Origin of the sequence: Mesorhizobium sp. LMG 17147, assembly GCF_024297145.1 — a bacterium.
GTDB lineage: Bacteria > Pseudomonadota > Alphaproteobacteria > Rhizobiales > Rhizobiaceae > Mesorhizobium.
The window spans coordinates 1-248 of sequence record NZ_JANCTC010000070.1 but is presented as its reverse complement, the minus strand read 5'-3'; the positions used below and the strand labels follow the sequence as shown (position 1 = coordinate 248).

The 248-nt window shown below is 64.5% G+C and carries 1 pseudogene; it reads left to right on the top strand.

The annotated features are described in order from the left end of the window. Positions 1–5: 5 nt before the first annotated feature. Positions 6–248, top strand: a pseudogene (locus NMG46_RS29615) (IS630 family transposase); the annotation flags it as partial.

Genomic DNA, 248 nt, shown 5'->3' with positions numbered 1-248 from the left:
ATCGGATGACGCGACCGCTTTCGGATGATCTTCGCGAACGTGTTGTAGCGGCGGTTTTGGGTGGCGAGAGCCGCCGGTCGGCCGCGAAACGGTTCGGCATTTCGGTTTCGGCGGCGGTGAAGTTGTTGCAGCGCCATCGGGCGACTGGCTCGGTTGCGCCTGGCAAGATGGGCGGACATCGCAAGAGGGTGCTGGAGCCGCACCGTGCCTTCATCGAGGCGCGTCTGCGTGAGACACCGCATCTGACG